The organism is Eubacteriaceae bacterium ES3, assembly GCA_030586155.1.
Taxonomy (GTDB): domain Bacteria; phylum Bacillota; class Clostridia; order Eubacteriales; family Eubacteriaceae; genus Acetobacterium.
On record CP130741.1, the window covers coordinates 2,267,160 to 2,291,864 of the forward strand.

The 24,705-nt window shown below is 40.1% G+C and carries 18 protein-coding genes; 4 read left to right on the plus strand and 14 right to left on the minus strand.

Features of this window, described 5'->3' with window-relative positions; all coding sequences use genetic code 11:
- Genes argB through argC form a run of 3 tightly spaced genes read right to left on the minus strand, consistent with a single transcriptional unit; the run spans position 1 to position 3,182 of the window.
- On the minus strand, positions 1–870 hold the full coding sequence (argB, locus tag Q5O24_10395) for an acetylglutamate kinase (protein ID WKY46766.1): 870 nt from the start codon (positions 868–870) through the stop codon (positions 1–3).
- Between the two features lie 41 nt (positions 871–911).
- Positions 912–2,126, minus strand: coding sequence for a bifunctional glutamate N-acetyltransferase/amino-acid acetyltransferase ArgJ (gene argJ / locus Q5O24_10400; GenBank protein WKY46767.1), 1,215 nt, complete (start codon positions 2,124–2,126; stop codon positions 912–914).
- Positions 2,127–2,141: 15 nt separating this feature from the next.
- A complete protein-coding gene (gene argC, locus Q5O24_10405; GenBank protein ID WKY46768.1) occupies positions 2,142–3,182 on the minus strand; it encodes an N-acetyl-gamma-glutamyl-phosphate reductase in 1,041 nt (346 codons plus the stop codon).
- A gap of 366 nt (positions 3,183–3,548) precedes the next feature.
- On the opposite strand from argC, the gene Q5O24_10410 reads away from it, so the two are divergent.
- The 3 genes from Q5O24_10410 to Q5O24_10420 all read left to right on the plus strand — a co-directional run bounded on the left by Q5O24_10410 (position 3,549) and on the right by Q5O24_10420 (position 7,015).
- Positions 3,549–4,766 carry an argininosuccinate synthase gene (locus Q5O24_10410; protein WKY46769.1) on the plus strand — a complete coding sequence of 406 codons (1,218 nt, stop codon included), beginning with the start codon at positions 3,549–3,551 and terminating at the stop codon, positions 4,764–4,766.
- A gap of 3 nt (positions 4,767–4,769) precedes the next feature.
- The gene (gene argH, locus Q5O24_10415) at positions 4,770–6,161 is read left to right on the plus strand and encodes an argininosuccinate lyase (protein WKY46770.1); all 1,392 of its coding nucleotides are present in this window, start codon (positions 4,770–4,772) and stop codon (positions 6,159–6,161) included.
- A 191-nt stretch (positions 6,162–6,352) separates the two neighbouring features.
- Entirely contained in the window at positions 6,353–7,015 is a 663-nt protein-coding gene (locus tag Q5O24_10420) for a TetR family transcriptional regulator (GenBank protein WKY46771.1), read from the plus strand.
- 49 nt (positions 7,016–7,064) lie between these two features.
- Here Q5O24_10420 and Q5O24_10425 read toward each other — a convergent pair whose 3' ends face one another.
- Positions 7,065–7,913: an EamA family transporter gene (locus Q5O24_10425; GenBank protein ID WKY46772.1), complete on the minus strand. Its 849-nt coding sequence runs from the start codon at positions 7,911–7,913 to the stop codon at positions 7,065–7,067.
- 90 nt (positions 7,914–8,003) lie between these two features.
- Here Q5O24_10425 and Q5O24_10430 point away from each other — a divergent pair, with 90 nt between their 5' ends.
- A complete protein-coding gene (locus tag Q5O24_10430; protein WKY46773.1) occupies positions 8,004–9,533 on the plus strand; it encodes a YifB family Mg chelatase-like AAA ATPase in 1,530 nt (509 codons plus the stop codon).
- 196 nt (positions 9,534–9,729) lie between these two features.
- Here Q5O24_10430 and Q5O24_10435 read toward each other — a convergent pair whose 3' ends face one another.
- From Q5O24_10435 to Q5O24_10480, 10 genes are all read right to left on the minus strand, one after another.
- Positions 9,730–11,217 (minus strand): glycerol kinase, encoded by a 1,488-nt coding sequence (locus Q5O24_10435; protein WKY46774.1) that lies wholly within the window; start codon positions 11,215–11,217, stop codon positions 9,730–9,732.
- Positions 11,218–11,454: 237 nt separating this feature from the next.
- Complete coding sequence (locus Q5O24_10440; GenBank protein WKY46775.1) at positions 11,455–12,261, minus strand: methyltetrahydrofolate cobalamin methyltransferase; 807 nt, start codon at positions 12,259–12,261, stop codon at positions 11,455–11,457.
- Between the two features lie 84 nt (positions 12,262–12,345).
- Entirely contained in the window at positions 12,346–12,981 is a 636-nt protein-coding gene (locus Q5O24_10445; protein WKY46776.1) for a corrinoid protein, read from the minus strand.
- Between the two features lie 21 nt (positions 12,982–13,002).
- A complete protein-coding gene (locus Q5O24_10450; GenBank protein ID WKY46777.1) occupies positions 13,003–14,154 on the minus strand; it encodes a uroporphyrinogen decarboxylase family protein in 1,152 nt (383 codons plus the stop codon).
- Positions 14,155–14,482: 328 nt separating this feature from the next.
- Positions 14,483–15,280: a DeoR/GlpR family DNA-binding transcription regulator gene (locus Q5O24_10455; protein WKY46778.1), complete on the minus strand. Its 798-nt coding sequence runs from the start codon at positions 15,278–15,280 to the stop codon at positions 14,483–14,485.
- Between the two features lie 216 nt (positions 15,281–15,496).
- Positions 15,497–17,257: an ABC transporter ATP-binding protein gene (locus Q5O24_10460; protein WKY46779.1), complete on the minus strand. Its 1,761-nt coding sequence runs from the start codon at positions 17,255–17,257 to the stop codon at positions 15,497–15,499.
- On the minus strand, positions 17,242–18,993 hold the full coding sequence (locus Q5O24_10465; GenBank protein WKY46780.1) for an ABC transporter ATP-binding protein: 1,752 nt from the start codon (positions 18,991–18,993) through the stop codon (positions 17,242–17,244). Before Q5O24_10465 ends, Q5O24_10460 begins: the two co-directional genes overlap by 16 nt.
- A 428-nt stretch (positions 18,994–19,421) precedes the next feature.
- Complete coding sequence (locus Q5O24_10470) at positions 19,422–20,807, minus strand: SLC13 family permease (protein WKY46781.1); 1,386 nt, start codon at positions 20,805–20,807, stop codon at positions 19,422–19,424.
- 43 nt (positions 20,808–20,850) lie between these two features.
- On the minus strand, positions 20,851–23,124 hold the full coding sequence (locus tag Q5O24_10475; GenBank protein ID WKY46782.1) for a methyl-accepting chemotaxis protein: 2,274 nt from the start codon (positions 23,122–23,124) through the stop codon (positions 20,851–20,853).
- A 141-nt stretch (positions 23,125–23,265) separates the two neighbouring features.
- A complete protein-coding gene (locus Q5O24_10480; GenBank protein WKY46783.1) occupies positions 23,266–24,642 on the minus strand; it encodes an MFS transporter in 1,377 nt (458 codons plus the stop codon).
- Positions 24,643–24,705: the final 63 nt, after the last annotated feature.

A 24,705-nucleotide genomic window follows, 5' to 3' on the forward strand; every position in this document is an offset into this window, starting at 1 on the left:
CTAGACAATCGATTCTCGAATCATTGTGCCGACACCGGCGGCTGTAAACAATTCTAAAAGCAGCGAGTGTTCCACTTTTCCATCCAAGATATGTACTGAATTAACCCCTGCATTTAAAGCCTCAACACTGCTTTCAACTTTAGGTATCATACCACCCGAGATAATCCCCTCTTCAATCAGTTTTGGCACATTATCGGTAAACAGACGATGAATAATAGAATCCTGATTTTCCGGATCCATATACACCCCATCTGTATCAGTTAAGTAAATCAGTTTTTCAGCTTTCAAATGGGCAGCAATTGCGCAAGCCACATGATCAGCATTGATATTGTAACTCTGTCCCGTTTTATCGGTCCCAATCGGAGCAATAACTGGCAGAAAATCTTCCTTTAATACAGCTTTCAGGATTTTATCATCAATATGGAAAATTTCCCCCACATATCCGATATCAAGATCGTTGACGAATTTTTTCTTAACCTTGATCATACCGCCGTCTTTTCCCGAAAGACCCACTGCTGATATCTCACGGTCTTGCAGCAGCTGCACCAACTCCTTGTTTATTTTACCTGATAAAACCATTTCGGCCACTTCCACTACTTTTTCATTGGTGACACGCAAACCTTCGACAAACTCAGTCTGGATATCCAGATCATTGAGCAGACCGGAAATATCTTTACCACCACCATGAACGATGATGGGACGAATACCGACCAGACACATCAGTGAAATATCATCCATCACCGACTGTTTAATCTGCTCGTCGTACATGAAGCTTCCACCATATTTAATGACCATTATTTTCTTTTTAAACTGTTGAATATAGGGTAGTGCTTCAATTAAAATCTTAGCCTTTTCAATATACTTTTCCATTTTACCACGCTTTCTTTTTTTTAAACCGTTCGGTGACAACTTTAACTACGATAGTCACCATTAATTTTAACATACTCATAGGATAAATCACATCCCCAGGCAATAGCCTTTTCCGAACCTTCTTCCAGTTCTACATCGATATGCAAATCCGTTTCCTTGAGGACCGCCAATGCTTCTTCTTCATCAAAAGCGATTGGCATCCCATCGTTTAAAAGCGTTACCATCCCAGCAGAGCTGGAAAAGACCAAAGATACTTTTAATGGATCAAATTTTACTCCCGAATATCCTAAAGCACAAAGTGCCCGTCCCCAGTTGGCATCTTCACCGAACATTGCCGCTTTGAAAAGATTCGAGGTGATTACTGATTTTGCCAAAGTCCGAGCGTCTGCTTTAGTCTTTGCGCCACGCACCTCAACCTCCACAAATTTTGTAGCCCCTTCTCCATCACGGACGATTTTCTTTGCTAAGGTTTTATGTACATATAAAAAGGCTTCCTTAAAAGTCTCCAGATCCGGATCATTTTCGCAAAGACAATCATTGCCAGCCATTCCATTTGCCAGTACAGTCACCATATCATTGGTAGAAGTATCACCATCCACTGAAATCATATTGTAGGTTTCCTGAGTTACCTCGGTCAGTAATGAATCCAGTAATTTTTCATCAATACAGATATCGGTGGTCACAAAAGACAGCATGGTTGCCATATTGGGATGAATCATTCCCGAACCCTTAGCCATTCCACCAATTTTTACAGTTTTTCCTTTTATTTCAATTTCAACTCCGACTGTTTTAATTCCGGTGTCCGTCGTCAAAATCGCTTCTGCTGCTTCCACACCCGCTTCAGGGGAATCATTCAGGCTGATCTGTTCGAGTCCTGTCAGGATTTTTTTAACTGGCAACGGAACGCCGATTACACCAGTCGAGGCAATAAGGACTGCTTCTTTATCAACATCAAAAATAGCCGCTGCTTTTTCTGCCGTCTTTAAAACCGCTTGAGAACCTTGAGTTCCAGTACAGGCATTGGCATTGCCACTGTTGACTACTATCACCTGTTTTTTTGAACTTTTCATAACCTCGTTACACCAAAGTATTGGTGCTGCTTTAACGCAATTGGTAGTGGTTTTTACTGCAGCTGTTGCCGGTTTTTCCGACACTAAGACAGCTAAATCGAGTTTATCTTTCTTGATGCCGCAATGCAATCCGCCCAGTTTAAAACCTTGAGCCAATCCGGCATTTCCATCATTTATAATTTTCATTTTCTTCTCCTGTTATTAAATCGGAAAATCGGCAATCATATCAATCCCGGCTTTTTCCTCAATATCAAATACAATATTCATGTTCTGCACAGCCTGTCCCGCTGCCCCCTTAATCAAATTGTCAATGGCACCAACTGCCACAACTCGATTGGTTCTGGGATTCATTTTAAAGCCAATATCCACAAAGTTTGTACCACGGGCCCATCGGGTTTCCGGCATTTTTTCGCCTGTGAGGCGAATAAAGTATTCCTTCTGATACATTTTCTCGTAGGCATCTTTAATCTCAAGCTCTGTGACTCCTGGCTTCAAGCTGGCGTAGGATACTGCTAAAATTCCCCGGTTCATGGGTACCAAATGCGGTGTGAACAGGACGTTAAATTTCTTTTTGTTAAGTGCCTGCAGTTCCTGTTCAATTTCCGGTGTGTGCCGGTGATCACCAATTTTATAGGCCTTAATGGACTCATTGACCTCGGCAAACATGGAATCCTGTAAAACACTTCTACCTGCACCCGATACTCCTGATTTAGCATCTATTATAATAGAATGCTCATCGATCAGACCTTCCTGAATTAACGGAGCCAGACTTAAAATACTGCAGGTAGTATAACAACCGGGATTGGCAATCAACCTGGCCCTTTTTATCTCCTCCCGATGCAGTTCACACAAACCATAAACAGCCTGCGACAGAAGCTCCTGACTGCCATGTTCAGTTTTATACCATTCATTATATATATTAATATCATTAAGCCGATAATCTGCGCCAAGATCAATAACCACTGTCTTTTCTAAAATCTCCGGCGAGACCATTTTGGATGCAATTCCGTGTGGCATAGCCAGAAAAACTACATCAGACTGTTCTGCAAGAACCTCCATGTCTCCGGCTTCGCATATTAGATTGGTTAAATCTCTGAAATTATTGTAGATCTCCGAATACTTCTGACCCGAATAACTTCTAGAACCTAAAGATACCAGTTCAACTTCAGGATGTCTCATTAACAACCTGACCAGTTCCTGTCCTGCGTATCCTGTTGCGCCGATTACTGATGCTTTAATCATTTTAATTCTCTCTTTCCCTGTTTCCTTCATTAATCTTAATTTTCCTTAAGATTTTAACTGACTGAATTTTCATTATTCTGATACCAACGGTTATACTAATACAATAAGTATCAGATAGCTCATCTTTTGTGACATATTTACATACTTTCTCTATTTTATTCTATCAAATATGTCTTTTTCTGTCCTGGTTTTGTTTGTTTTTTGATTATTACCGTATTATAATCCTTTCTCACTGAATAATCAAGCGCATTGCTGAATATTTATTTATTTTTTTAAACTTTTTTCATTTTTTGCTTGCTCTTTTATTCAAACCCATGTATAATCATTCATGTAAAATAAACTGTTCAAAACAGGAGGATAGATATTATGAATAAAAAAGTAATTCTTGCCTATTCAGGCGGATTGGATACAACCACGATTATACCTTGGCTGAAAAACACCTATGATTATGAAGTCATCGCTGTCTGCGTCGATGTGGGACAGGGTACTGAACTTGAGGGCCTTGAGGAACGTGCTCTTTCATCTGGTGCCAGCAAACTATATATTGAAGATGTTACCGATGAATTTGTTGAAGACTACGTCTGGCCTGCGCTTAAAGCTGACGCCGTCTACGAGAAAAAATATCTTTTAGGTACTTCACTGGCCCGACCTTTGATTGCTAAAGTTCTGGTCAAATATGCGCTTTTAGAAGGCGCCGAAGCAATCTGTCATGGCGCTACCGGTAAAGGAAACGATCAGGTCCGATTTGAATTAACAATTGGTGCCCTGGCTCCACAGCTTAAAATTATTGCTCCCTGGCGAATCTGGGATATCAAATCTCGTGAAGATGCCATGAACTATTGTATCATGCATGATATTAAAGTTCCCATGACAATCAGCAACAGCTACAGCCGTGATAAAAACATCTTACATATGAGCCACGAAGGCCTGGAGCTTGAAGATCCCACTCTGGAACCACAATATAAAAAACTGTTACAGATGACTACTCCCGTCGAAGATGCACCTGATGAAGCCGAAGTTGTCAAAATCGATTTTGAACAGGGAATTCCAGTCAAATTAAACGGCAAGGAAATGAGTGGTCGTGAACTTCTATCTGAACTCAATACCATCGGTGGACGTCATGGCGTTGGTATCGTTGATTTGATTGAAAACCGCGTCGTCGGTATGAAATCCCGTGGTATTTATGAAACACCAGGTGGTTCAATTTTATATAAAGCCCACGAAGAACTGGAACATATGTGTCTGGATCGCCAGACTTTTGGTTTTAAACAGCAGGCGGCAGTTAAGTTTGCTGAACTTGCCTACAATGGCGAATGGTTTACTCCGCTTCGCGAGGCTTTAACCGCTTTTGTTGATGAAACTCAGAAAACAGTCACTGGAAGTGTTGAGTTAAAACTCTACAAAGGAAATATCATTTTGACCGGTGTTTCTTCACCCTATTCATTATATAATGCAGAAATTGCCAGCTTTACAACTGGTGATCTTTACGACCATAAAGATGCTGAAGGATTCATCCATTTGTTTGGACTGCCTCTTAAAGTCCGAGCACTTATGCGTATGAGTCAGGAAGAACAGGAAAAATAGAAAATGTCTAAAAAAATGTGGGGAGGTCGGTTTTCTAAAAGCACCGACCTTTTAACAGACGACTTTAATTCGTCTATTTCATTCGATCAGCGGTTATATAAACAGGATATTCAGGGCAGCATCGCTCACGCTCAAATGCTTGGACAGCAGGGAATTATCCCTGCCGACGAGGCTGAGATCATCGTAAAAACTTTAAAAGACATTCTGTCTGACATTGAAGCCGGGCAAATTGAATTCTCAATTGCTATGGAAGATATTCATATGAATATTGAGTCGATTTTGACCGAACGAATCGGTGATATCGGAAAAAAACTTCATACCGGTCGTAGCCGAAACGACCAGGTCGCAACCGATATGCGCCTTTTTGTCAAAGAAATCGCCGGTGAATCAGCAACTCTGGTCAGAGATCTGATTCAGACGCTTTTAAATCTGTCTGAAACCCATACTCAAACGATCATGCCAGGATATACCCATCTACAAAGGGCTCAACCCATTACTTTTGCCCACCACCTGATGGCTTATACAGAAATGTTCAAACGTGATATTATCCGGTTTAAACAAGTCATAGAAATGGCTGATGTTCTCCCCCTGGGTTCAGCAGCAATGGCAACCACCACTTATCCGCTTGATCGCGAAATGGTTGCAAAGACACTGGATTTCTCGGCTATCAGTTTAAACAGTCTGGATGCAGTGGCCGATCGGGATTTCTGCATTGATTTTCTGGAAGCCGCTTCAGTTCTGATGATGCATTTAAGCCGTTTCTCTGAAGAAATTATTCTCTGGTGCAGCAGTGAATTTGGTTTCATTACCCTGGATGACGCCTTCAGCACCGGTTCCAGCATTATGCCGCAAAAGAAAAACCCCGATATTGCTGAACTGGTTCGCGGTAAAACCGGTCGCGTTTATGGTGATCTGATGGGACTTTTAACTACCATGAAAGGCATCCCCCTGGCATATAACAAAGATATGCAGGAAGACAAGGAACCGGTCTTTGATGCCTGGGATACCATTAAAATTTGTGTCATTACCTTTACTAAAATGATCGCTACCATCAAGGTCAATCACGAATCAATGAAAAAGGCGGCTGCCGGCGGTTTTACAAATGCAACTGACGCCGCAGATTGGCTGGTTAAACAGGGTGTTGCTTTTCGTGATGCTCATGAGATTATCGGGAAACTGGTTTTCTATGCACTTGAAAACAACAAAAGCCTGGATGATCTGACACTTTTAGAATATCAGCAGATTTCACCAGTATTTAACGAAACTATTTTTTCTGCAATTGATTTAAGCACTTGCGTCAATCAACGTAATCTCACTGGGGGTCCAGCTGAAGAACAAGTGAAAAAAGCGATATCTCTTAATCGCAGTTGGCTGGCACAGTACTGCTGCCAATAAGTCCTTTAGTAACTGTAAGTCTTATGTCCTTATCAATAATGCGTTAATGCCTAATTAACGCATTATTTTTAAATTCAGTACAATTATGTATCTTGAATTTTATACTAAATTGTGATAAGCTGAAATAAAACTTAAACGACAAGAAATTAAGGGATAATTTCCCTGACAGCAAATATAGAAGGAAGTGAAGTATGGGGAAATATAAAGTCGGGATTGAAACAAAAGAAAAAATTTTTGAAACCTCAAAAAGTCTTTTTTATGAGAAAGGTTATACCAATACGACCTGTGCCCAAATTGCTAAGAGTTCAAGCAGCAATGTCGGTCTGATTAATTATTATTTTGGTGCTAAAAGCGGTTTGGGAATAGAAGTCAACAATCAGCTGATGCGTGATTTCAAAGAAGCTATTCTAACCAAGCTTAATCAGGCAGGCATCGAAACGACGCTCCTTTTGCAGACCACAGTTGAAATGCGTTTTTTAAACCAGGCACTGCGTCAGAATAAAAACTATGCCCGCTTTTATTTTAATTTACTGGAAGAAAATGTGATTTATAAACAGCAAAGTATCATGCTTGATTTCTATGATAATCTGGTTAAGAGCTGTTCCCTTGATCTGGAACCATATGAAATCGAATATATAACCTATGCCAATATGGGATCCACCCAGGGTGTCAGCCTTGCTTACGATGCCGGCCTGATCGACTGTTCCCCCAGTGAATTTGTAAACATGAACATTCGGATGTGTTTATCCAATATGCACCTGGATGCTAAGCTGATTGATCAGACGGTTGAAGAATCTCTGGAAATCTCAAAAATCATCAACGTACAAATCGTCAAAAATTTCAAAGTTGAATAAATGTAGAAACTAATATTTCTTAAGCTAAAAAAACCGGACAATTGTCCGGTTATTTTTTTTGTGGCAGAGCTGAACGTAAGTTAACTGGAACCATCGCCCAGACAATTCCTGACAGAATCAAAGCAAATCCCAGAAACGAAAGGGCCGATGGGACTTCTCCAACAAAAATCATCACAAAAATCGGATTTAGAATCGGCTCCAAAAGGGCTATCATTGAAGATTTAAGCGCCGAAACCCGTTTTACACCTTTTAAAAACACCAGATAGGCTACCCCAATCTGGAAAACGCCCAGATAGAGAAGAGCAATCCAGCCAGGGATATTAATCGTATTAAAGGTAAACTGCCGATTAAAAAGCACAATACAGACAAAAGCCAAAACCAGATTATTTAAGCCTGTTACCGTTACATCCGAATAGGAATATTCTTTATCCATATAATATTGGACAAAAGCGTAAGCAATCCCATTACTTAAAGCCAGCAGATCCCCGACCATATTCCCGCCGGTGGAATCAGAAAAAATAGTCACAATCCCAATTAGAATTAAAATTCTGGGCATTAGTTCCCGGCCTTCAATTTTCTTCCCCCGCAAAACATAGTAGGCATACAACCATAAAGGGGCTGTGCATTGAAATATAATCGCGTTTGCCGCTGTAGTCATTTTGGTTGTCAGGACAAATACAATACTTAAAAAAGAATATGCCAGGGCCAGGATGATGGCATTACTACTTATTTTTAATTTTTTCCACTGCATAAAGGGCATAAACATCAAACAGGCAATAATCGCTCGAACAAAGGTAATGGTCGTTGCACTGGTATCAATGAGTTTAATAAAAAAACCACCAGTAGAAAAGAGTATCATAGCCAGTGCTACCAGAAAAATTCCTTTTTCTTCTTTCATCTATTTCTCCAAATAAAAATTTTCTCTGTTCCAAACAGAACTTTTAGCATATAATTTTAATAATTATACTTATAAATCTGGGAGGGCATCATGTTATCAAAAATATTCAGCTGTGGACTTATGGGCATTGACGGGTTCCCCGTCACCGTTGAAATCGATATCTCACGGGGACTCCCCGGTTTTTCACTTGTCGGTTTGCCCGATGCCGGAATTCGCGAAGCCAAGGATAGGGTTTTTTCGGCGATAAAAAATTCCGGCTTCCAATATCCCATGGAGCGTATCACCATTAACCTGGCGCCCGCAGACCTAAAAAAAGAAGGTTCTGCCTATGATTTGCCTATCGCCCTAGGGATTCTTTGTGCCTCCGGTCAACTGGAAACTGATTTGCTTAACGATTGTATGATTATTGGTGAACTTTCTCTAAGCGGTGAAATTCACCAGGTCAACGGAGTTCTGCCAATGATTTTGGCTGCCAAAAAAAATGGTTTTAAAAGCGTTTTGGTCCCAGAAAAAAACCGCTATGAAGCAGCTGTTGTCCATGACATTGATGTTTATCCGATGCCAAATCTTTGTGACTGCGTCGATTTTCTAAAAGGCGAACTGCTGCCAGATTCCTTCTCTTTAAATGTTCAGACCCTTCTCAATCAGCAAAATGGCGATTATAGTACTGATTTTTGTGATATCCGCGGTCAGGAACAGGCCAAGCGAGCCCTTGAAATTGCTGCTGCCGGTTCCCATAACGTCATGATGTCAGGGGCTCCTGGAGCTGGAAAAACTATGCTGGCCAAAGCCTTTCCCGGGATTCTTCCCGATCTGACCCTGGATGAAGCTCTGGAAATCACAAAAATCCATAGCATTTCCGGTCTTTTAAATAGTCAGGCCCTGATCTGCAAGCGCCCTTTTCGTGCTCCCCACCATACCATTTCCACGTCATCGCTGGTTGGCGGCGGACGGATCCCCAAACCAGGCGAAGTTTCACTGGCCCATTTGGGGGTTTTATTTCTAGACGAATTGCCGGAATTTAAAAAGTCTGCTTTAGAAGTATTAAGACAACCCATCGAAGATGAATCCGTTTCGATTTCCCGGGTTCATGCCTCGTTGACCTTCCCGGCTAAATTTACGCTGATTGCCTCGCTCAATCCCTGTCCTTGCGGTTATCTTACTGATCCCCATCACCAGTGCACCTGCACACCGGCCCAGGTCAGGTCCTATCAGGGTAAAATTTCCGGGCCTTTGATGGATCGGATGGATATTTTTATCCATATCCCTTCCTCAACCTATGAAGAAATTCAGACCCGCCCCAAAGGTGAAAGCTCTAAAACCATTAAAGAACGCGTTGACCAGGCTCGAATGATACAGAATAATCGCTACCAGAACTCCGGAATTTTCTTTAATTCACAATTGACCCCAAAGCTGCTTGAGAAGCACTGTGCATTGGGAAAAATGGAGCAGAGCATGATGGAGAAATGTTATCAGAAAATGAAACTAAGCGCAAGGGGCTATCATCGTATTTTAAAACTTTCTCGAACTATTGCTGATCTTTCTAATTCAGATCATATTACCACTACTCACCTGGCAGAAGCTATTCAGTACCGGGATATGCAGATATTTACGCCTTGATTGTTTCATTCACAAAAAAAGTCTGCTCCTTGGTTTCAGCGCACAGACAAACCCGATTACAGAACAGAAAATCTGTAATCGGGTTTTAGTATTGACTAAAAAAGAATGATGGGAATTTTCGCTTGGTTTGCTCTCTTCCGTATATTTATAATGTAGTTCCATGCATCTTTAAGTAGCATGAATGTTTAAACATTACTTATACATTCCAATTCATCGAGCGCTTAATCGCTTCTTTCCAGCCACTATAGGCTCTGGTTCTTTTTTCTTCTGATATTTCCGGTTGAAAGCTGGCATCAATTGTCAAGGCTGTATCAAAATCTTCTTCCTTCCAAAGACCAATAAATAAACCCGCCATTTCAGCTGCTCCCAAACTGGTTGCTTCAACCGAGAAAGGCCGATCCACCTGGACATTCATCATATCTGCCATAATCTGCGCCAGTAAATTGTTTTTTGATGCACCACCATCGATTCGCACAGTTTTCATTGTGATGCCCGCTTCATTACTGACAACATCCATAATATCTTTTAGTCTGAATGCAATCCCCTCCAATGTTGCTCTGACCAGATGCGCTTTTGTAGCTCCCCGGGTTATTCCTAAAATAGTACCTCTGGCGTAAGGATCATGATAAGGGGCGCTCAGTCCAGCCAACGCAGGAACAAAATATACCCCGTTGGTATCTTCAACAGACCGGGCTAGAGCTTCTGTCTCGCTGGAGGCGGCAATGATTCCAAGTCCATCCCTTAACCACTGGATTGATGATCCGGTAACCGCTTCATAGCCTTCAAGCGCATAATACATCTCATCTCCAATTTTCCAGGCAATCACAGTATTCAGTCCTTCATCTGAAATAACACATTCTTTTCCGACATTAATATCCAGAAAAGATCCTGTCCCATTGGTGATTTTACCGGTTCCGGAAGTACGGCATCCCTGTGCATATAAAGCCGCATGCTGATCTGCAATGTCTCCAGTAATAGGAATTTCTGCTCCAAAAATGTCTTTTGTCGTTTTACCGTAATCGCCGGAGTCAGCAAGAATCTCCGGATAAATTTTGGTATCAATTCCCAAGAAGGTTAAGAATTCTTCATACCATTTTCCAGTTTTTAAATCAAGACTTCCCATTACAGAAGCATTTGAATAGCTGACCGCATGTTTCTGGCCACCGGTTAATTTCCAGATCAGCCATGTATCAATCGTCCCAAAGAGGACTTCGTCCTTTTCGATTTTTTCTTTGATCCCCGGAACATTTTCAAGATACCAATTAAGCATTAAAGACGAATAAACAGGAGCCACTGTCCAGCCTGTCGTTTTTCTCGCCTTTTCACCCCATTCACCGGCATTTAATTCCTGGCAGAAATCAGCCGTTCGGTTATCCTGCCAGACAATCGCATTATAAAGCGGCTCGCCAGTTGATTTATCCCACAACAAACAGGTTGCGCGCTGGTTGGTAATTCCTAAGCAGGCAATTTCTTCCGGAGAAATCATTGCCTCACCAATCGCTTTTTTACACATCTTAATACTTTTATCATAAATTTCAACGGCATCATGCTCGACCTTATCTTCACTTGGCGTATATTGTGTGAATTCTTCATAACTTTGAGCTACGATTTGTAATTTCTGATTGAAAATCAAAGCCCTGGTTCCAGTTGTTCCTTCATCAATAACAAGTACATATTTTCCCATTTTTTACTCCTTTAAATTATAAATTCTTTTAATCAAATATTCAATATAACGTTTACATTCTTTGTGAAAAATGTGGATTCGATTTTAAATCAGTCCCTGCAGTTGCCTTAGAATAAAAACTGAATCTCAAAACTGCAAAATAGGGTATACAATTTATCTGTGGAAGTTACCGTGTTGCTCACTTTTAAATTACTCCAAGACAACTTCAGAGACTGACAATTATTTTTATTGAGGAAACTATTTCTTTTTGGTGCCAATGATCCCGGCTCGAAAAGCCTTGCTGTATTTTCGGCAATTTCGGTCTTTACCGAGTAAAGCATAGGTCGCATAAATGGTTCCCATCATATCTTTGTTGGTCGGATCCATAACGGCAGAGTCCATTCCAGCTTGTATCGCAAGCGCCATAAAGGTCTTGTTGACCAGCGCTCGTCCAGGCAATCCAAATGAAATATTGCTTAATCCTGAAGTAATGTGGATGTCTGGGTACAATGCCCTGATTTGTTCAATTTCATTTGTGAAATTTGTAAATGAATCATTTTTCGTTGCCAAAGCAAGTAAACATGGATCGATATGAATTCGCTCTGTAGTCACCCCATATTTCGATGCTTTTTCAACCATTTGTTTGGTTATTCTTATCTTTGTGTCAACGTCTCGCGGGATTCCATTATCATCACAGGTCAACCCCACAACCTCCCAGGTATTTCCTGACAGTAAGGGCAAAAGTACTTCGCATTTATCCCCTTCCCCTGAAATTGAATTGAGCAAACCAGGACGTCTAGCATCTTTAAAAACGGCTTCTATGACTCTGGGGTTAGGACTGTCAATACAAAGCGGTGTGTCTGTAACATCCTGCACCACATTCATCAGCCATTTTAAAGCGTCGATCTCAAGTTCCGGTGATGTGCTGGCACAAACATCAATATAATCAGCGCCCGCTTCAGCTTGCATGATTGCCCTTTTGGCAATAAATTCTTCATCTCTTTTTTCAATGGCTTCTTTGACAACTGGAATCGTACCATTGATTTTTTCTCCAATTATTATCATGCCTACTCCTTAGAAGGATGCTGCAAGACTTCATCGTTTACAATAAATTCCACAACAACCGTAATAATATTATATCCAAGCAGCTTATTTATTTTCACATATTTTGACAGCCAGTGCTGCCGCCCCGCCAGCATCTTTTGCAAATGCATCGCAGCCGGTTTTGTCGCAAAAATCCTGAGTAATTGGTGCGCCACCGATCATAATTTTTACATTATCACGAATTCCGGCATCAATAAAAGCTTTAACAACTTTTGGCGTTTCCGGCATGGTCGTAGTCAGCAGGATTGAACAGGCGACGATATCTGCATCATGTTTAATGGCTGCTTCAACAAATTTCTCAGCCGGTACATCGATACCGATATCGATAACTTTGAGTCCGCGACCTTCAAGCATCATGCCAACCAGGTTTTTACCGATGTCATGCATATCACCCTGAACACTGCCAAGGATAACGGTTCCCAGTGATTTTGAATCTTGGTCTGTTAACAATGGTTTTAAAACCTTTGAACCTTCCATCATGGCATGACAGGAGCAAAGTACTTCAGGAATATATAACTCATCGCGACTGAATTCTTCGCCGACGACAGCCATCCCTTCCATCATGGCATCCAGCACTTCCTGAGCGCTGCATCCAGCATCTATGGCTTCTTGGACTAAGGCAGGCATTGCAAATTCATCCCCATCATAAAGGGTGTCTGATATCTTTTTTAAGATTTCCATTTTGTTCTCCGTTTCTAAATTTCAATCCAAATTAATGGGATACTTTCCGAATTTATGGGCACAATCTATCATGTGAATCAGGTTCTCGGCGCTGACATCCCCCTGGACATTATGCGCTGGTGATAGTAAATATCCGCCGCCAGGTGCCAATGCCTTAATCGCTTCATGCACTTCGTAGGTAATTTCTTCTTTCGTTCCGAAAGGCAAGATATTTTGAATATCAATATTGCCATGAAATACAATATCATCGCCAAACTCTTTCTTTAATTCATATCGATTCATATTGGCAGCAGCAGGCTGAACAGGATCGAGTACATCTACTCCACATTCAACCAGGTCAGCAATAAAAGGCTTAATAGCTCCACAGGAATGCAACATGATTTTCGCTTCCGGATTATATTGATGCAGGGTTTTCTTGGCATGTTCAAAATGTTCCTTTAAATGCGGTTTGACAACTTTTTTGAAAGTTCTAGGAGACATTAAAGGACGATCCTGCATGCCCAGATCTTCACCACTGAGTCTCAAAATGTCGACATATTTCCCAACTTCGGCCATAATGACTTCATTCGTCCTTTTTTGGATCTGACATATTTTGTCCATCAGCGCATGGGCGAATTCCTGGTTATTAATAATATCTCTATACCACTGTTCATGACCGCGCATATAGGTTGCCAATTCAAATACAGCGCCGGCAAATTTTGCCAATATAGCCAGGTCGGTGGTTTCCCGAACTTCTTTCATTTCTTCATTCAATCCGGCATACCTTAAAGGGTCTTCCGGATCAGGCCATTGATACGTTTCCAGATCTTCAATTGTAGCATTTGCCAGCGGCGGATTAACCAGCTCAAAGTAGAAATGGCCGCCATCAATAGCTGTTTTTTTCCAGTAACATCCCCATTCGTCGGTGAAACTTCCATCGTCAAATTTTTTTGTATGTACTGAGACCCCGGAACGTGGCGAAATATAATACATATCCAGTTCCAGCTTTTTGATCATTTCAATCGGCATCTGGACCTCGGTCCATCGTCCCATTCTCGGACTGTCCGGTAAATAATCCATATTTAATACTTTTTTCATATCGCGGTATACATCAATGGTAAGTACCATATCGACTGGTACTCGATCAGGTTCCTGATGATTGGCTGCTGCCATCACTCTTTCTCGTGAATTCATTTTATCCTCGCTTTCTGAACAATAAAACATCTGAATTACCCGTGGCCACGAGTTATTTCGTAAATATAAAGTATTTACTACTGATTACAACTACAATATACCATCATATTATCGTAATGTCAACAGTCGAATAGCAACTTTATATCTACTTTATGATAATATTATGGCAACTTTGTGTTCGATATTTGATAGTAAGATGTATTTATGAATAAATTCCACGATACCTCAGAGTTGTAAAATCGTATAATAATGTAATATACTAAAATGATATTGATTTTAATTACATAAAAAAAACGCTTCAAACAAAGAAGCGCTGTAAAAAAATTTTTTAAATTATTTCGATATCATTAGTTCTGCAGTATTCCCGGTAAATCTCTGGCGTTTTATCATCCAGTATAAAACCATCAAATTCAGTTAAATCAACAATTTTCGTCAAAGAGACTTGATCAAATTTTGTGTAATCAGCCAGCAGATAGCATTTACTGCTGACTTCGTAAATAATTTGATTGATTTCCACTTCTTCGAAGGCACCATGAGTAACCCCTTTATTAATGGATACTGCCATAACGCCCATAAACGCTTTATCAATATTAAAGCTTCTTAAAAACTCATTCGCCTCTTTTCCATAGAAAGCACCTGAAAAACTCCTAAGTTTTCCACCAGGCATATAGACGGTGATGCCTGGTATTGTTGAGGCTTTTAAAGCCACATTCAAAGAAAGTGTGATCAGATTAATATCTTTTACATCTTCCAGATAATCTAAGATCAGTTCAACTGTACTGCCGGCATTTAAAGCAATCGTGTCACCAGTTTCAATTAATTTAGCGGCCTTTTGAGCTATAAACTGTTTTTCTTCGATGTTCTGGGTCCTTTTTTTAAAGATATCCAGTTCAATCGTTGTATGAGAATTAATATTTTCTCGTCGATAAGCACCACCATAAGACAGGGTGATGCCATATTCATCGGCAAGATATTTCAAATCACGACGAATCGTTGCTTCGCCGACCTCATATTTTTGAGCAAGGTTTGACACTTTTACAGAACCCTTTTCTAATATTGTATTAAATATTTCTTTTCTTCGATCGATATATAACATTCGTTCACCTTTTAAATAGTATTCACGCATTTATTCTTATCTAGATTGTACCTACTTTATGACTATATTGTCAATAAAGTAATAAAAACCTCAGAAATCATATTAACATTGAGCAAAATTCTCCAGTGGCTTATCTGCTTTTATGATCGAGCAAATTGATCCCTAAAAAATTCTATACAGTCGATTACCACTAACCATTTAGTCAGTTACCTAGATATTTATATTATTACCTCCAGGGAGAATAAATTACTGATACTGGGCCTGATAAAGCCGCCAGTACATCCCCTGTTTGTCAAGAAGTTCCTGGTGTCTGCCTTCTTCAACAATTTTTCCTTCGTCAACGACAAGAATAAGATCGGCATTTTCGATCGTCGATAGGCGGTGAGCAATGACAAAACAGGTCTTGTCTTTCATCAGGTCGCGCATGGCGGCCTGAATTTTTTTCTCAGTCCGGGTATCCACGTTGGAAGTCGCTTCATCAAGAATCAGCATCCGAGCATCCAGAAGCATGGCCCGGGCTATAGTTAAGAGCTGTTTCTGCCCTTTAGAGATATTAGTTCCCTCTTCACTTAAAATTGTGTCGTAACCATTTGGCAAATGTTCGATGAAAGAATGAATCCGGGCTGCTTTTGCTGCTTCAATCACCTGGTCTTTCGTAACCTGATCATTTCCATATACGAGATTTTCATAAATGCTTCCATTAAACAGCCAGGTATCCTGAAGGACCATGGCAAAGGCACTTCGCAGACTGTCCCTTTTTAACTCCCTTACTTCCTGTCCATCAATATAAATAAATCCATCATCGGCATCATAAAACCGCATCAGAAGATTAATAATCGTCGTTTTTCCTGCTCCGGTAGGACCAACAATGGCCACCAGATGGCCGGGTTTTATTTTTAAGCTTAAATCCTGAATAATAACCTGTTCCGGTTCATATCCAAACTGAAGATTTGTAAACTTCACACTTCCTGAAACATCGGTCAGCTCAATGGCGGTTTGGCCGTCTTCCTTTTCCGGCAATTCATCAAGCAGGTTAAAAACCCTTTCTGCGGCAGCCAAAGCCGATTGAATATCATTGCTTAAATTCGCCATCTCATTAATCGGTCCGGAAAACTTTCGGGAATACAAAATGAATGAAGAAATCATCCCAATTGTCATGCTGCCATTAAGAAAGAACACCGCTCCCAATACCGCTATCAGTGACAAGGAAATATTATTGATCAGATTGACCGCTGGAAAAACCATAGAACCATGATATTCGGCCTGATAGTAGGCATCCACTGCTTCTTTATTTTTCGAATCATAATTGCTGATCGTCCTGTTTTCCTGACCGTAAACTCTAAGAGCATGAATTCCAGATATCATTTCTTCACCATAGGCATTTAAGAGACCCAGCTTTTTTGAACGCTTTGAAAATAGCGGACGGTTCCTCTTTACCAATCTCCGGGATACCAAGAGTGAAATGGGTACTGTTATAACAAAAATTCCGATCAATTTTAGAGAAATTGACATCATCATGGCCAGGGAACCAACAACAATAATAAATGCTGATCCCATTGAGACAAGATCACTGGCCAATGACGAATTCACCGTATCGATGTCGTATGAAATGCGACTGATAACGTCTCCCGTCGCATGGGAATCAAAATATCCTACCGGCAAATCCATCATCTGGTTAAAAACCTTCTGCCGCATAAGATAAGATACTTTACGACTGATATATATCATCAATAGCTCCAGCAGATAAATCAATATTGCTGAAAACAGGTAAAAAACCACCATCAGACCAGCGTAGAAAAATACCTCTGGAAAATCGACTGCCCCGGGTTTAATCGCGTCAATGGCATAACCAGCCAGCATCGGCCCAACCAGGACTAAAATATTTGAAGCCAACATCAGAATAAAGGCTAGTACCAGCGGCCATTTAAAGGGCAGAAGATAATCTACAAGCCGTTTAAGAGCCTGTTTTCGATCTTTAGGTTTATCCGTTTTTACTGATTGACGCATAAGTCCACCCCCATTTGAGACGCTGCAATTTCGCGATAAATTGCACAGGACGCCATCAACTCATCATGGCTTCCCCAGGCAATTTTATGTCCGTCTTCCAAAACAAGAATATGATCTGCCGACATAATGGAACTGATTCGCTGGGCGACAATAACCCTGGTTGTCTGTCGGTAATCCTCTTGCAGTGCTTTTCTAAAATCAGCATCCGTCTGATAATCCAGGGCACTTGAGGCATCGTCAAGAATTAGAATCTCCGGATTTCCGGCCAAAGCCCTGGCAATCAGGATTCTTTGTTTCTGACCACCACTAAGATTGGCACCTCTTATTTTTAGTTTATCAAGACCCTCATGTTCTTTTTTGTCAACAAATTCCCGTGCCCCGGCATGATCAATGGCCTGATTAAACACTTCTTGACTAATTTCTCGGCCAAACTGAACATTAGCAAAAATGCTGTCTTCAAAAATCATATCGTTCTGAAAAACCACGCCAAATTTCTGGTAAAGGTCTTTTTTATCGATCGCTCTGATATCCTGGCCTTCAATTAATACTCGACCGCTATCAACATCATAAAAACGCAATAATAAATTAATTAAAGTTGTCTTTCCTGCACCTGTCTCCCCAATAATCCCCAGGGTTTCTCCTTTCTTAAGGGAAAATGAGATGTTTTTCAGATTGTCATCCTTTTTATTATAGGAAAATGAAACATTTTCGAATTCAATATAGGCTTCAGTATTCCCTTCAGGCAGCTGCTTTACCGCTAGTTCCTCGGTAAAGTTTAAAACAGCTGTGATACGATTAGCTGAGGACGTCGCTTTGGTAATAATCTCAAAGAGCCTTGTAATAGCCATAAAGGTATTTAATATAATGGTAAAATAAGTCATAAAAGCCAGAATTTTCCCTACTTCCGACTGGCCGGCATTGACCAGATATGCACCGACAACAATGACCGCCACCAAGCCCAAATTCAGTGAAATGTTTAAAAGTGGCTTAAGCGCCGCAACATTACGTCTGGCTTTATTTTCCTGACTGTTCAGGTTTTTATTGATTTCATCAAACCGCTTTTTTTCGTGACTCGTTTTTGACAGTGCCTTTATAACCCGAATGCCTGAAATGTCTTCCCTGACAATCCGGACAAAATGATCAGTAGTTTTTTGCAATTGTGCAAACAATGGGATACTTTTTCTGGTAACAATAAACATAAAAAAAAGCATGACGGGCATGGTTGCCACTAAAATGGAAGCCAGCATCGGATCCATCATCATGGTAATAATAATCCCTCCGATAATCATAATCGGAGCCCTTATCCCTAAGCGCTGGATTCTTGTGATCATAATATGAATATTATAGGTATCGCTGGTCAATCGCGAAATCACTGATGCCCGACTGATTTGATCCAGTTGATGACTGGATAAAAACAAAATTTTCTTAAACAGATCATGTCTCAATCCTCTTGTTGTTTCACGCCCCACCTCTGCCGCTACCCGGTTGGCAATGACGTTAAACAAAAATCCGGCTATCGAACAAAGGATCATCAATCCGCCCCAGATAAAAATCAATGATTGATCCTTTAATGGTATCACCTGGTCAATAATATGGGCCAGGATGTAAGGGATCAGCAAATCCATCAGCGATCCGGTAAATTTAAAAAATATTCCGACACTCATCTTCCCCATATTGGGTTTTAAATAGGTCGCAAGAATTTGTTTCAAAACCATCAACTCCTCTTGTATGTCCATCCTGTTTTGTTTCAGAATAAACTTATCTTTGTTTTAACATTATACCGCAAATGATCTACTATGCCGATAATTTTTTATTCATTGGGAATTAAGTTTCATATCAAAATACTGATTGAGCAATAACGATCCAGTTAATTTTTTTGTTTTCTTTTTTATACTGAAAAAACAATTTATTCAGACTTTTCAGATTGCACGTCAACTTATTCTTTTTTTACCTGCCTGAAAAAACAATGTCATTACCTCTTTAAGTTAACTTTTTATGCACATAAAAAGACACACACAACAGGAAATCATTAACCTGGTTGTATATGCCTTTAACTTTTTTCTTTCGTTTAGGTGGTGCAATTTTTCATTATTTGAATTACTATGTATAATTTATAAAACTAATTCTGCTAAGCATCAGATTCTCACAACTATAGCATCTATTTCTAAAACATCAATCCGGCTACTGGTAACCAAATTGTAGCCAATAATACAAACGCCACTTGTAGCCAAATCGTCGCTTTTGGCATCTCTGTCATTTTATAATAACCCGCAGTATAGGTAATTAACGGAATCGTATCAATGGGAAACAGATAACAGTTACCAGCACATAGTCCTAGCGTGACAATTAGAAACTCCGGGTTGATGCCCATAGTTTCCGCCAAGACTATAATTACCGGTGTTAAAACCCCAATAAGTGCAGGTGCTACAGGTACAATCAACATAATCAGAAAAATCATCGAGGCTACAAAGAAAACACCTCCCCTTAGCGACAACGATAGCGAACTGGGTAGCACATAGGTTACAAACCACTCACTGACGCCGTTGGCGACAATTGTATTAGCTATACATAAAACAGACCCGATTAAAATATAGGAAGTCCAACTGACCGCTTTCATATACTGTTTCCAGGAAATAACCTCGATTCCTGGCATAAAGAAGAGAACGCAACCAAATAATGAAACGACCGCCACTTCGATAAATGGGAAAAATGAGCTGATTACCCAGAAAAACATCATTGCCGTTGCAATGGTGATTACCTTCCATTCACGACTGCTGACGTTTTCTTTTACTTCAATCTGTTCCATAAACTCACTAATTTCTGACACATCTATTTCCGCAGGCGGAAAAACTTTTGTCAGGACAAACCAGGATAGGGGCACCATAATAATAGCGATTGGAATGGAACAAACCATCCACTGAAGAAATGTTACTTGGATTCCTGCAATACTCTGTAATAGACCGACTGTTAAGATATTGATTCCGCTGCCAGCCAACGTCATCAAACCACCCAGCATTACGGCAATGGGAATCCCCATCATCAATGACTTGGCAGTCTGCTTCCGGTCTTCTTCATTTTTAAACAATTGCAGAAAACCTTCGCCGATTCCCATAAATACCACGACGCTGGGAACATCGGTGATGATTGACGAGACTACAGCGGCCGCAATCATTATAGCCAGTACACATGTTTTGACATTTTTGCCAAATTTTTTAAGCAGTGCGTGAAGTACCCTATTAACAATCGGGGTTGAAGTAACCGCTTCCGCCAGACCGAAGGAAGCCAAAACAAAAAACAAAATTGTATTGGTAAATCCGCTTAAGGCTGAACCCAGATTCTTTGTAATCCCTAAAGTCGGCAGCAAGGCCAAACAGAGAAAACAGGTGACGCCAACTGGTAGGGCTTCAGTTATCAGCATAATTAGGAAGAAAAGCAGAAGACCTACGGTAATCATTCCATTGCTGGTTAAACCTTCCGGAACCGGCAACAAATAAAACGCGATCAATACAATAATTCCAAGAGCCATTCCCAAGATCTGTTTTTTACTCATCTCATCACCTCATCAATTTTTTAGCAAAAGCTGGTTTGAATATTTATGTTCTTAATTTAAACATCTGCAACTTTTCTTTAAGCAGCTCGGCCTGGGCTGATAACTCCTCACTGGCTGCAGCACTTTCTTCAGCAGTTGCTGAATTCTGGTGAACAACCTGTGCCACCTGTTCAATTCCCTGACTAATCTGAAAAATCTCTGTTGCCTGTTCACTGGAAGCGGCTGCAATAGATTGATTAATCGCGGCGATCTCTTCAATTCCCGTTACCATACTTTGAAGTGATTCTGCCGTATCGTCAGCGATTTGGGTACCCACCTTGACCTTGCCAATCGTACCTTCAATTAGAGCAGTTGTCTCTCTGGCCGCATCAGCACTTCGAGCGGCAAGTGTTCTTACTTCTTCAGCCACGACTGCAAAACCCTTACCGTGTTCTCCTGCCCGAGCGGCTTCAACAGCCGCATTTAAGGCCAGAATATTGGTCTGGAAGGCAATATCATCAATTACCTTAATAATTTTTGAAATATCCACTGACGACTGGTTGATCTCTTTCATCGCATCCTGCATCGAAGACATTTGACGATTACCCTCTTCCGCACCAAAGTGTACTTTTTGTGACAAACCTTTAGCCTGTTCCGAAGCACTGGCATTATTTCTGGTTTGACCGGTAAGCTCATTGATTGAGGCCGTCAATTCTTCAACCGAACTTGCCTGTTCCGTTGATCCCTGGGCCAGCGACTGACTACCACTAGATACCTGACTGGTACCTGAGGAAACCTGACTGGCGGTGTTCAATATTTCTCTGAGTAATTCATTTAAAATCTCAGTAATATGGTTCAGTGAATCTGAGATCTCATAAAAATCACCTTCAAACTGGCTCATTTCAGGCATTGATAAGTTTTTACAACTGATCTCTCTGGTGAAACCTTTTATCTTCCCAATGATCTGACTTAAAGAAATATTTGTATTATTTACTGCTTGCTTTAAACGTTCAAAGTCTCCCTGATAATCCCCTTTAATTGAATTGTTTAAATCACCTTGTGAAATCGCACTCATAACAGATATAACTTCATCAAGGGGTTCTCTGGTTTTTCTGACAATCTCATTGAGTCCGCTAATCATCGTCGCCCAGGCACCCTGATAACCATCTGTCTTTACAGAAGCATTTAGATTCCCACAGATGATTTCTTCAGTCATCCAGCTGGTATTATCAATCATCCGGCCAATATTTTCTCCAACCTTTTTCATCATTGTTCGAATCAAATCAAACTGTTCATATACTTCTTTAGTATATTCACCTGCTTCACCCAGTTCCGTATCAAAGTTTAAATCTCCATTCGATAAACGCTCAAGGTTTTCATGTAGCCTTTTAATTTCCTGCCGATTATAGACATTTATACTGACTACATCCGTCTGATTGAGGGTAAATTCCAAAATGTCTGATGTAGGATTTCCATCTTTATCCAAAAGATAGGCTATATCTTCCTTATAATAATTGCCATGTGAGGAGAATTTCGTAACCGTGGTACCATTATTAATCAGTTGATGACGGGCACAGTTTTCGTTCCCACACATATTCGAACCAGAAACTTCGCAATCCATCCCAATAGCCACTTCCCGACTTTTGGCTATTCCCTTGTTTTTTAAAAAACTAGCCATATTCTTATTAATATACTTATATTTAAAATTCTCATCGGAAACCAGTAATGAGTATGGTAATGCATCAAGGATAGACCCCAGAAAATCTCTTTCTTCTGCAATCCTTTTGTACTGCTCACGATAATTTTTGTCAATTAGCCGAAAACTACCCATCAATTGGTCCTCGAAATCATTATTGTCAATATAATTCTGTGCGATTGAAAGACTCCCCTCTTCCAAAAGCTTCAACTGTTTACTCAATTTTTGTAAGTTATAATCTTTTATCTGTATTTTTTTCGTCCCTGCTTCGATATCGAAAATACCTTCACTAAACATTTCTTCGGTTTGAGATATGTTTCTAAGATATTCGCAAAGTGCTTCCACTTCTTTTTTAAAAAATTGGAGACTCCATTGGAAGTCGCTTTTAATTTGATCAATCCCCAAATCAGCTAACTGTTCATGAACAACCCTTTCAGCTTCTATAATTTTTTGACCTATCTTAAATTGATTTATTATAAAAATGATAACTGTTATAATTGCAGCTAAACCGACTATTAATGCCAAACTGTGTGTTATCAATTGAAAGCCTATAATCATTCCAACTACCATAGTTGCCGTCAAAATGACTGGGATTCCCTGCAAAAAAAACAGTTTCTTAAATGTTCTTTCAAATTCTTCCATTTAAAACTCCTAAATACACATTATTGCTGAATGATGAGATCCTGCATTATGGCCGGATTATTCTCACATTTAAATAATTAAAAAAGGTTCCGTTCAGTCAAAAATACCGATTGAACAGAACCTGTTTTTTTAATTTATTGTTTAAGCATTTGCTTTTTTACGTTCTTCAATCGCCTTTCGCATCTCGCCGATGTCACTGTCATTTAATTTCATCATCATCATTGGAATGATAGCAATGGCAATTAGGGCAGCCGGGATTAAAAAGAATCCTTTAGACATATTGCTGATAACCTGTTCGGTTACTTCCATTTCGAAGCTGTAACCGATAAAAGCAAGAACCCCTGTGATAATCAGACCACGAATAAAGATAGCTCCTTTGATCGAGAAAGATAAAAGACCCATGATAAAACCAGTGGTGTTTTTACCAGTAGAGTATTCGGCATAAGTTGCAGAGTTGGCATACAGACTGGTTGTCAGACCAAATGATACGCCATAGAAAAGTTGACTGATTCCCAAACAAACAGTTACCGCCATCAGGTTTGGCGACACAAACATAGCTACAACCATCATCGCTGCAGCACCAGCCAAACCAACCACAGTTGTCATTTTTGTTCCCAGTTTTGCTACAAAAGTCTTTGATAACAGGGCCCCAATCAGACAGGTAATATTCATTACCATCAGGAGGTTACCAATCGCTGCCGGGTTATTTAACACCAGTTTACAGTAATAAGCGACAAGAGCCATCATCATGTAATATCCGCTTAGTCGAATAAATTCGCAGAAAAGAACAGCAATTAATGGTGGATTTTTACCTACACCTTTAAACATATCGATAATTGTAACTTTTTCTTTTTTTGCTTTTTCAACATCACTTTTATCCTGCGGCAGATCATATCCATCAGTTATTTTAAAATGAATTAAGTAACCAATACACATTAATATACTTGTAACCAGGGCAGTAATGGTATAACCAATCAGTTGGCTGTCACTAGAGCCAAAGCTGGCTGCAAAGAAACCGACCATTACGATAATCAGTTTTGATCCTCCAATTCGACCAACATTCATCCAGGCTGAAATTCGACCGGAGATATGGGCTCGCTCTGTAGGATCATCTGTAACAGCTCCTGCTAAAGCACGACTGGCAGTATAAAAAACATTCCATAAGGTATGTGAAATAAGATAGCTGATAGTAAATAGTACAGCGGCTGTAGAAGCAGAACCAATTCCTGAAAACTGTAGAACAAAGAAAATTGATGCTAATGCTGGAGCAAACAATAACCATGAACGGTATTTCCCCCACTTCATGCTGGATTTATCAACAATCCCTCCAGCAATAAAAGAAGTTATCAGGTCACCCATTGCTGTAATGGAAACGACCGTCCCTGCTATGGCGACATCCAATTTTAAGACATCGGTCAAGAAAACCATCATAAAATAGATTTCTAGACATACCATAAAAGAGAAAAACATATCACCGACGCCATAAAAGTTTTTAATTTTGTCATTCATTCTGATCATAATAAAGATCCCCCTTTTGAACTTATAAAACGTTTACTTAATTTTGGCCATTGATTTCGATCC

Coding starts and splice junctions, on each gene's coding strand:
- Q5O24_10480 (WKY46783.1), bottom strand. CDS start 24,642: ATGATCAGAATGAATGACAAAATTAAAAACTTTTATGGCGTCGGTGAT.
- argB (WKY46766.1), bottom strand. CDS start 870: ATGGAAAAGTATATTGAAAAGGCTAAGATTTTAATTGAAGCACTACCC.
- Q5O24_10450 (WKY46777.1), bottom strand. CDS start 14,154: ATGAATTCACGAGAAAGAGTGATGGCAGCAGCCAATCATCAGGAACCT.
- Q5O24_10435 (WKY46774.1), bottom strand. CDS start 11,217: ATGGGAAAATATGTACTTGTTATTGATGAAGGAACAACTGGAACCAGG.
- Q5O24_10460 (WKY46779.1), bottom strand. CDS start 17,257: ATGCGTCAATCAGTAAAAACGGATAAACCTAAAGATCGAAAACAGGCT.
- Q5O24_10410 (WKY46769.1), top strand. CDS start 3,549: ATGAATAAAAAAGTAATTCTTGCCTATTCAGGCGGATTGGATACAACC.
- Q5O24_10440 (WKY46775.1), bottom strand. CDS start 12,261: ATGATAATAATTGGAGAAAAAATCAATGGTACGATTCCAGTTGTCAAA.
- Q5O24_10470 (WKY46781.1), bottom strand. CDS start 20,807: ATGAGTAAAAAACAGATCTTGGGAATGGCTCTTGGAATTATTGTATTG.
- argJ (WKY46767.1), bottom strand. CDS start 2,126: ATGAAAATTATAAATGATGGAAATGCCGGATTGGCTCAAGGTTTTAAA.
- Q5O24_10455 (WKY46778.1), bottom strand. CDS start 15,280: ATGCGTGAATACTATTTAAAAGGTGAACGAATGTTATATATCGATCGA.
- Q5O24_10420 (WKY46771.1), top strand. CDS start 6,353: ATGGGGAAATATAAAGTCGGGATTGAAACAAAAGAAAAAATTTTTGAA.
- argH (WKY46770.1), top strand. CDS start 4,770: ATGTCTAAAAAAATGTGGGGAGGTCGGTTTTCTAAAAGCACCGACCTT.
- Q5O24_10465 (WKY46780.1), bottom strand. CDS start 18,993: ATGGACATACAAGAGGAGTTGATGGTTTTGAAACAAATTCTTGCGACC.
- Q5O24_10425 (WKY46772.1), bottom strand. CDS start 7,913: ATGAAAGAAGAAAAAGGAATTTTTCTGGTAGCACTGGCTATGATACTC.
- Q5O24_10475 (WKY46782.1), bottom strand. CDS start 23,124: ATGGAAGAATTTGAAAGAACATTTAAGAAACTGTTTTTTTTGCAGGGA.
- argC (WKY46768.1), bottom strand. CDS start 3,182: ATGATTAAAGCATCAGTAATCGGCGCAACAGGATACGCAGGACAGGAA.
- Q5O24_10445 (WKY46776.1), bottom strand. CDS start 12,981: ATGGAAATCTTAAAAAAGATATCAGACACCCTTTATGATGGGGATGAA.
- Q5O24_10430 (WKY46773.1), top strand. CDS start 8,004: ATGTTATCAAAAATATTCAGCTGTGGACTTATGGGCATTGACGGGTTC.